Source organism: Komagataeibacter rhaeticus, assembly GCF_003207855.1.
Lineage (GTDB): Bacteria > Pseudomonadota > Alphaproteobacteria > Acetobacterales > Acetobacteraceae > Komagataeibacter > Komagataeibacter rhaeticus.
Genome location: NZ_NKTZ01000041.1, coordinates 1 through 7,749, shown reverse-complemented (window position 1 = coordinate 7,749; position 7,749 = coordinate 1). Strand labels below are relative to the sequence as shown.

The window sequence follows — 7,749 nt, the reverse complement described above, 5'->3', positions numbered from 1 at the left end:
AGGACAGGACCTTGCGCGTGAACCAGTCCATGATCGCCACGAGATAGAGAAATCCCCGTTTCATGGGAATATATGTGATATCGGAACACCAGACCTGGTCAGGCCGATTGATGACCAGATCCCGTAGCAGATATGGATATTTCCGATGCTCCGGATGGGGCACGGTCGTGCGCGGCTTCTGGTAGATCGCCCGCAGGCCCATGATCGCCATGAGCCGCCGGACCCGCTTGCGGCCCACTTCATGTCCCTGGCGGCGCAGATGCCATGTCATCTGCCGTGAGCCATAATACGGCGTTTCCAGGAACTGGGCGTCGATCAGCCGCATCAGCTCCAGATTGGCTTCGCTCTGTGGCACAGGCCGATAGTAGACGCCCGACCGGTTGAGTTGCAGCAGCGTGCATTGCCGGATTATCGGCAGGCATGCTCTCTTCGGGTCAATCATCTGCCGCCTCTGATCACGCCCAACCGAGCAGAGGCATCCCGCAAAAAATCCCGTTCCACCAGCAACTGGCCGATCTTGGCGTGCAGTTTCTCTACATCAGCAGGGCTGACTGAAGGTTCCGTTACTGACTTACCAGAAAAAAGGCTTGCCATGCCTTCGATCGCCTGGCGCTTCCATTGGGCGATCATCGTCTGATGCACGCCATGTTTCGAAGCCAGTTCCGCCAGCGTCAGTTCCCCACGGATCGCCTCCAGCGCAACCCGTGACTTGAACTCTGCCGCATACCGTTTCCGCGTAACCTTGCCCATAAAACCCGTCCTCGTTCAGGCCAGATGATAGCTTATCGCCCTGTCCGAAAAATGGGGACCACCTCTCATCTCCAGCCGCACGACGGCAACCGCCCCCTTGCGGCGCCAGTCTTCGGTCGTCTGCCATCCGAAATCCCACACCCGCATGCCTTTCTCGCCATTGCCGCGGATGCCATGCTCGTTCTTGGTACCCTGCGCGCGGTAGCCGTAAATCTGCCCGGTACTGATGAATACGCCCACCGGCGTGCGGAAATGCTCCTTGCGCCCCGGCCGGCCGGTGCTGACCGCCACCATGCCCAGGGGCATGAGCGTGCGCTCCCCGGGCCGGGCCAGCACGAACCACAGGCACTGGACCATGGGCGCGCGGTCCACGACCAGAATCACCTCCGTCTCCTGTGGCCAGGTTCCGGTCTGGTCAAGCAGGCTGGTGGCCAGGGCCATGGCGCGCTGGGTCTGGCGGGGCCTGAGGCGGATCTGCTGGGCGCCCAGTTCATGGTCCATGTCATGCTGGAGCATGAGCACGGCATCGGACTGGGTGGCCGCCCCGGCCTGTGTGATGCTGCTGGTGATGAACACGGTGATCAGGACCATGGCGTGCAGCCGGATCAGGCGTATTGGAAACATCATGCAGGCGGCGTACCTCGGGCAGGGGCGTATGGAGGTATTCTTATATCGTATCTGTCCGTGTCTGACAGCACGGGGGGCAGGCAAACGGCATACACCGGCTGCATGGCGCAGGGGCCTGCCTTCAGCAGGAAATCATCTGGTCCAGGAAATCACGCGCACGCCGGGTTGCGGGATGGGTGAAGAACTGGGCGGGGCGGCTTATTTCCAGTATGCGCCCCCGGTCCATGAAGAGGATCCAGTCGGCAATATGACGGGCAAAACCCATCTCATGGGTCACGCACAGGGTGGTAATGCCCTGTGCCGACAGGTCGTTCACGATCTTTACCACACCGGAAATGGCTTCGGGATCAAGGGCGGCCGTGGGTTCGTCAAACAGCATGATCCGGGGCTGCATGCACAGCGCGCGCGCGATGGCCACGCGCTGCTGCTGCCCGCCCGAAAGCTGGATGGGGTATTTGTGCGCCTGTTCCGCAATATTGACCTGGGTCAGGAAGCGCATGGCCATGTCGCGCGCCTGCGCGCGGGGCGTTTTCCTGACCAGGCGGGGGGCGAGCGTGCAGTTGTCCAGCACGCTCAGATGCGGGAACAGGTTGTAGTTCTGGAACACAAGCCCCACGGTGGCGCGCAGCTGGGTCAGTTCGGTCTGTTCATCAATGATCCGGCCATCGATGCTCAGGATGCCGCCGTCATGGGGTTCGATACGGTTGAAGCAGCGGATCAGGGTGGACTTGCCCGAACCTGATGGCCCGAGCACGACAATCCGTTCCCCACGCCGCACATCGAAGCTGATCCGGTCAAGTGCCACGAAATCCTTGTACAGCTTGTACAGGTGACGCACCGAGATCATGGCATCCGGGTCGGGTGTGGCTGGAAGATCAGAATTCATTGGCACGCGCCCTGTGCCGGTCGGCCCATGCAAAACGGCGCTCGATACGTTTCTGTACAAACAGCAGGAAAAAAACCATGCCCAGGTAATACACCAGTGCTGCCGCATAATATTCCGTGAATTCGAATGTGCGGGCCACCTCCATCTGGGTTACGGCCAGCAGTTCGGGCAACGAGATGACCGAGGCGAGCGACGTGGTTTTCAGCAGGCTTATGAAGGCGTTCATGGTGGGCGGCAGGGCGATGCGCAGCGCCTGCGGAAAGATGACATGCCGGTAGACCTGCCGCCGTGACAGCCCCAGTGCGTCGCCCGCCAGTTCCTGCCCCCTGTCCACCGCCGCCAGCGCCGCGCGGTTGATTTCAACCTGATAGGCGGATTCATTGATCGATAGCGAAATCCATGTGGCCAGGAAGGGCGTGAACCACCCTTCGCGGAAGATGGGCAGGAACTGCGGCAGCGCGTTCCATATGAACAGCAGCTGCAGCAGCGTGGGCGCGCCACGGAAGACCGATACATACCCTTTCAGCACAAGGCCAAGCATGGCATTGCGGCCATTGAGTGCCAGCGCCATCGGAATCGAGATCATGATGGCGGTCAGATGCGACAGCACGGCCACGGTCAGGGTGATGAACGCCCCGCGCGCGAAGGCGGCGGAAGTCAGGGCGGCAAAAAAGACACCCCAGCGGAACAGGGGGGCGGGCTGGGACAGCGCGCGGGCCGGATCGGGGGCAATGGCCCATTTCTTCTGGATGGCCGCGATCCGCCCATCCTGTTCCAGCGTGGCCACGGCCTGTTCCAGCAGGGCGCGGTCATGGGCGTCCTTGCGGATGTAAAGCGCGAAATGTCCGTATTCGGGATAGGGGGGCACCAGGATGACCCCGACCCTGCCGTGCAGCTGTTCCTGACGGTAGTACAACTCCACATCCTGGCTGGCGAAGGCAAAGACGCGGCCGATCAGCACCTGCTGTACCACCTGGTCTTCCGTCGGGTACTGCTGGATGATGATGGGGGGCCGCCCGCGGGCGGCCAGGGCTTCGTTCTCCCGTGCCAGCCTTGCGCTGTAGCTGGTGCCCGCCTGCACCGCCACCGTCCTGCCCGACAGGTCGGCCATGCTGGCCAGCGGCTTCGTGCCCGCGCGCGCCACAATGACCAGCGCGGTATCCTGATAGGCCACGGCATCGAAATTCTGCTCCCGTGCGGGCAGCCTGATGAGACCGCTGGCCACCATGGAGCATCGCTGTGCCGCAAGACTGGGGAACAGGCCAGTAAACTCCATGGTGGTAATGACCAGGGGCACATGCCAGTACGCCGCCAGGGTATGGGCGATGTCCATGTCAATCCCGGCCACCGCATTGACGTCCATGCCGTTTACAAATGTCATGGGGGGCAGGGTGGGATTGGTGCAGACCGTCAGCGTGCCATCATGGATGAAGCCCGGCAGGGCGGGGGCCTGTGCCCGTGCATGCCCCGCCAGGGCCAGCACCCCGCACAGGGCGGCGGACAGTACGGGCATCCGCCGGGGGCCACGGCGCGCGGGCCGTGCCATGGACGTGGCCATGCGCTGCCGTCCCGCCGGAGGCAGGGCGTGTGGGGGGGGCGGTATCAGCAGGCATCCTCCAGAATGGCGCGGAAGGTATCCACCAGCAGCCCGGTCTCGGCAGAGGGGCGGGCCAGGAAGTGAAAGCCGGTCATCAGTTGCAGCCCACCCAGTTCAATCCGGCGCAGCATGCCCTCGCGCAGCAGCGGCTGGGCAAAGGGGCCGGGCAGGAAGCCGATATAGTTGCCCGACAGGATCAGCAGCGCGCGCGAATCCACGTTTTCCGCCGCCGCGGCAAAGTTCAGGCGCGGGCGCAGCCCCTCCCACATGGGGGAGGTGGCAGCACCCGCCACCTCGATCATGCGCTGGTGGGACAGCAGTTCGGGTGTGATCTCGTCTTCGGGCATGCTGAACAGGGGATGGCGCGTGCCACAGAACAGGTGCAGTTCCTCCCGGAACAGGGGGGTCGCCTGCATGCCGGGCAGATGGCGGGGGCTGAGGGTGATCCCGGCGGAAGCCTGGCCATTGAGCACCGCGAACTCCACCTCCCGTGACGAGGCGGAGCGGATATCCATGAAAACGGCGGGATGGCTGGTGGTAAAGGTCCCGATGGCCCGCACCAGCACCGTCTCGCCATGAATCTGGATATTGTCGGGCACGTACAGGCAGAACCGCCCGGACAGCGTGCCACTGGCCTCGTTTATGCGCTGCTGGAAGCGTGTGATGTCGGAAAACAGCGCATTGGTCGCCTCCATCACCATCCGGCCTTCCGTCGTCAGCGCGAAGCCACTGCGCCCGCGCATGCACAGCCGCAGGCCCAGCCGGTTCTCGAGCGCCGAGATGTCGATGCTGATGGAGGATTTGCTCTTGCCCAGCGCCACTTCGGCGGCGGCAAAGCCACCATGTTCCGCAACACTGCGGAAGACGCGCAGCAGGCGCAGGTCCACTTCGGCAATCTGGCCATGGAAGCCGGTTGGTTTCCGGCTGGTGGCGCGCTGTCGTGTCATGCCCGGCCGCCCCACCCGTTGCCGGGCAGGGAAAGGGCCAGCCAGCCATGCGGGAAGGCGGGACCATTCCCGTGCGGGGACAGGCGCGGCGGCATGAATCTTCTCATTATCGGAAAGGGACCGTTCATTGTCAGGATCATCCACTTGCCGTAACGACCACGATGGGAAGGAAGCCGGCCGCCACATGTGCAATCTAAACATAGAATGTCAGGCCAGAACCAGAAAGATGCATTTGTGTCCATCTGGTGCATGGATGCCATCCCGCATGCACCGGCGCGGGGCGGGATCCGTCAAGATTAATGGAAATACAAAGTAAACTATGAATTATTGATATTTTAGCATGCGTTGCCGCCGTTATCGTCCGGGCTGTTGGCGTGATCTGTCTGGATGTCTGGCAAGGATGAGGAGGAAATGGTGACAAACCGCTGGTTCATGGACAGCGAGACCGGGGAACTGGCGGATGTCCTGCTCTGCCCGCCCGATCATTATGCGTGGATTCCCAGTAATGACATTGCCATCCAGAGCATGGCCGGTGGCGCCATACTCGACCGTACGGCGCTGAAGGCGCAGTTTGACGGGCTGGTGGCCCTGCTGCGGGCCGAACGGGTCAGCTGCCATTTCCTGACACCGCAGCCGGGCATGCCGTATGAGGTCTATACCCGCGACAGTTCCCAGACCACGCCGTTCGGCACCGTTGTCACCAACCTTGCCCGCCCCGAGCGCAGGGCCGAGACCGGGCCGGTGCGGGCCTTCTACGCCGGGGACGAGATATGGAAGACCTGTACCCGCGGCCATATCGAGGGGGGGGACATCCACATCATCCGTCCCGGCCTGCTGGCGGTGGGCGTAAGCGGTGGCCGCACGGACGAGGCGGGGGCGGCCGAGTTCATAAGCTGGTTCGAGGAGGCAGGCTGGACCTGCCGGATGATCCGCTTTCCCGAGCATTTTCTGCATCTTGACGTGATCTTCACCATGGTGGCGGCCGATCTGGCGATTGCGGTGGTGGACGTGCTGGATGAAGCGGATCTGGACTGGCTGCGCGCGCAGGGTATCCGTGTCCTGCCGGTCAGCTACAGGGAAGCGATGCGCGACATGGGCTGCAATGTCCTCTCCCTGGGGTGTGAGCGCGTGGTCAGCCCCCGGCACTGCACGCGCATCAACCAGATGCTGCGTGCCGAAGGGCTGCATGTGCTTGAACCCGAACTTGACCAGTTCTCGCAGGGGGGCGGCAGCATCCACTGCATGACCATGCCCCTGCGGCGCAAATCCCTGCTGCCGGGCTGACCTGCTGGGTCACGGCGGCAAGGTGGGGAAAGTGTCCCCTAATAGACTGTTTGAAAAAAGATTATTGAGAATAAGCAGTAAAAATTTTGGACGTCGTTTTTTTAAAAGACGACGTTTCCTGAAGCTTTCTGAAAAAGGCTTTACCAGAAAGGTCTTTACGATTGCTGTCTGTTTCAGACAGCGTCGGAAAGTACTACCCTGTTAAAAAAGGCGGGGTCTGAAGGTTTTTTATGATTTATCAATCCATTACTGGGGTTTTCTGATACCATGCCTACATCAATGGCCGTATCCGAGCAGGCGTTGCGCGTGGATCTGGCGGCGGCTTATCGCCTCATGGCGCATTTCGGCATGACCGATCTGGTCTATACGCACCTGTCCGTGCGCCTGCCGGGACCTGATCATGTCTATCTGGTCAATCCCTATGGCCTGCTGTTTGAGGAAATCACCGCCAGTTCACTGGTCAGGGTCGATGCCGATGGCCTGCCCCGGCAGGAAACCGCCTGGCCCATCAACCCGGCCGGGTTCGTGATCCATTCCGCCATCCACCGCAGCAGGTCCGACGCCGCGTGCGTCATGCACACCCATACCGTGCCGGGCATGGTGGTGGCGGCGCAGGATACGAACATCCTGCCACTGAACCAGATCAACATGGAATTCTACGGCAGTGTCGGCTTCCATCCGTATGAGGGTATTGCCGCCGATGACAATCTGAGCGAGCGCGAACGCCTGGTGCGCGACCTTGGCCCGTACAATGCGCTGATCCTGCAGAACCATGGACTGCTGACCGTAGGAAGCACCGTGGCCCACGCCTTCTACCGCATGTATTATCTGGAACAGGCCTGTCGCATCCAGATTGCGGCACAGGCTACGGGCGTGACACTGCATGTCCCGTCCGAAACGCAGATCCTGCGGGCCAAAAAGCAGTTTGACGATGACCCGGACCAAGGGCGCCTGATATGGCAGGCCCTGCGCCGCAAGCTGGACCGCGAACAGCCGGATTACAGGAACTGACCGGAAAAATGCGAGCTGCGGGACTCGAACCCACACGTCCCGCACGTTATGATCGCTGGAACCCCGGAAAACCGGGATTTCTCTCTAATCCTTCTCGTTGCGTTCCCCTGATCTGCCGCAGCAGTGAGATGGGAAGGGGAGCTAACGCGTCATCACCTTTGATGTGTGCCCATCGATGGCAAGTGGGACATAAAACAGACAAGTCATCTACAGTGCTGTCACGCTGGCCGCAGGCAACTGGGCTAATATGGTGAGCATCAAACATCCCTGCCGACTCGTCGGAGAAGCTACATGCTTCGCAAACAAGCTTGCCATCATTGCGTTCTCGATTTGCCAGTTTTGCTGCTTTTTTAAGCTCTGGCGAACGCTCTACCTGACATGAAAGTTTATATACCCGCTTTCCTTCCGGCGATGTGAATTTCAATCTTGGGTAGAATGTTGATGAATATTCAACCTTTCCATCATCATAAAAACCGGGCGGAGCTATTATATCTGTTCTGCGTCTGATTGGAAAATCCTTAATCTTTTCCCAAAAAAGATTGATACGTGGTTCTTCCGTACTTTTCGTGATGGGTATCTTGTACTGAGGTTCCGGAACTGGGAAATCCAGAAAGTCGTTCACTTTCATGGATATTCCCCAGTGTCAC

At 60.8% G+C, this 7,749-nt stretch carries 7 protein-coding genes and 1 pseudogene; 2 read left to right on the top strand and 6 right to left on the bottom strand.

The genetic code is table 11. The features are described 5' to 3' along the window. The 5 genes and pseudogenes from CFR78_RS15540 to CFR78_RS15520 form a co-directional block, all read right to left on the bottom strand. Positions 1 to 750 (bottom strand): annotated as a pseudogene (locus tag CFR78_RS15540) (IS3 family transposase); the annotation flags it as partial. Between the two features lie 15 nt (positions 751 to 765). Next, complete coding sequence (locus tag CFR78_RS15535) at positions 766 to 1,377, bottom strand: hypothetical protein (protein ID WP_258366199.1); 612 nt, start codon at positions 1,375 to 1,377, stop codon at positions 766 to 768. A 121-nt stretch (positions 1,378 to 1,498) separates the two neighbouring features. Further along, the gene (locus CFR78_RS15530; RefSeq protein WP_110581348.1) at positions 1,499 to 2,224 is read right to left on the bottom strand and encodes an amino acid ABC transporter ATP-binding protein; all 726 of its coding nucleotides are present in this window, start codon (positions 2,222 to 2,224) and stop codon (positions 1,499 to 1,501) included. Positions 2,225 to 2,252: 28 nt separating this feature from the next. Then, positions 2,253 to 3,821, bottom strand: a complete 1,569-nt coding sequence (locus CFR78_RS15525) for an ABC transporter substrate-binding protein/permease (RefSeq protein WP_084149664.1) — start codon at positions 3,819 to 3,821, stop codon at positions 2,253 to 2,255. A gap of 44 nt (positions 3,822 to 3,865) precedes the next feature. Beyond that, on the bottom strand, positions 3,866 to 4,807 hold the full coding sequence (locus CFR78_RS15520; protein WP_034930421.1) for a LysR family transcriptional regulator: 942 nt from the start codon (positions 4,805 to 4,807) through the stop codon (positions 3,866 to 3,868). Between the two features lie 411 nt (positions 4,808 to 5,218). Here CFR78_RS15520 and CFR78_RS15515 point away from each other — a divergent pair, with 411 nt between their 5' ends. Next, entirely contained in the window at positions 5,219 to 6,091 is an 873-nt protein-coding gene (locus CFR78_RS15515) for a dimethylarginine dimethylaminohydrolase family protein (RefSeq protein ID WP_034930424.1), read from the top strand. 267 nt (positions 6,092 to 6,358) lie between these two features. Next, positions 6,359 to 7,102, top strand: a complete 744-nt coding sequence (locus tag CFR78_RS15510; RefSeq protein ID WP_039998557.1) for a class II aldolase/adducin family protein — start codon at positions 6,359 to 6,361, stop codon at positions 7,100 to 7,102. Between the two features lie 46 nt (positions 7,103 to 7,148). Here CFR78_RS15510 and CFR78_RS15505 read toward each other — a convergent pair whose 3' ends face one another. Further along, positions 7,149 to 7,730 carry an HNH endonuclease gene (locus CFR78_RS15505; RefSeq protein ID WP_110581347.1) on the bottom strand — a complete coding sequence of 194 codons (582 nt, stop codon included), beginning with the start codon at positions 7,728 to 7,730 and terminating at the stop codon, positions 7,149 to 7,151. Positions 7,731 to 7,749: the final 19 nt, after the last annotated feature.

What these genes read in the sequence shown, in the direction of transcription:
- CFR78_RS15510 (WP_039998557.1), top strand. Translation starts at nt 6,359, where the DNA reads ATGCCTACATCAATGGCCGTATCCGAGCAGGCGTTGCGCGTGGATCTG.
- CFR78_RS15535 (WP_258366199.1), bottom strand. Translation starts at nt 1,377, where the DNA reads ATGATGTTTCCAATACGCCTGATCCGGCTGCACGCCATGGTCCTGATC.
- CFR78_RS15525 (WP_084149664.1), bottom strand. Translation starts at nt 3,821, where the DNA reads ATGGCCACGTCCATGGCACGGCCCGCGCGCCGTGGCCCCCGGCGGATG.
- CFR78_RS15515 (WP_034930424.1), top strand. Translation starts at nt 5,219, where the DNA reads ATGGTGACAAACCGCTGGTTCATGGACAGCGAGACCGGGGAACTGGCG.
- CFR78_RS15505 (WP_110581347.1), bottom strand. Translation starts at nt 7,730, where the DNA reads ATGAAAGTGAACGACTTTCTGGATTTCCCAGTTCCGGAACCTCAGTAC.
- CFR78_RS15530 (WP_110581348.1), bottom strand. Translation starts at nt 2,224, where the DNA reads ATGATCTCGGTGCGTCACCTGTACAAGCTGTACAAGGATTTCGTGGCA.
- CFR78_RS15520 (WP_034930421.1), bottom strand. Translation starts at nt 4,807, where the DNA reads ATGACACGACAGCGCGCCACCAGCCGGAAACCAACCGGCTTCCATGGC.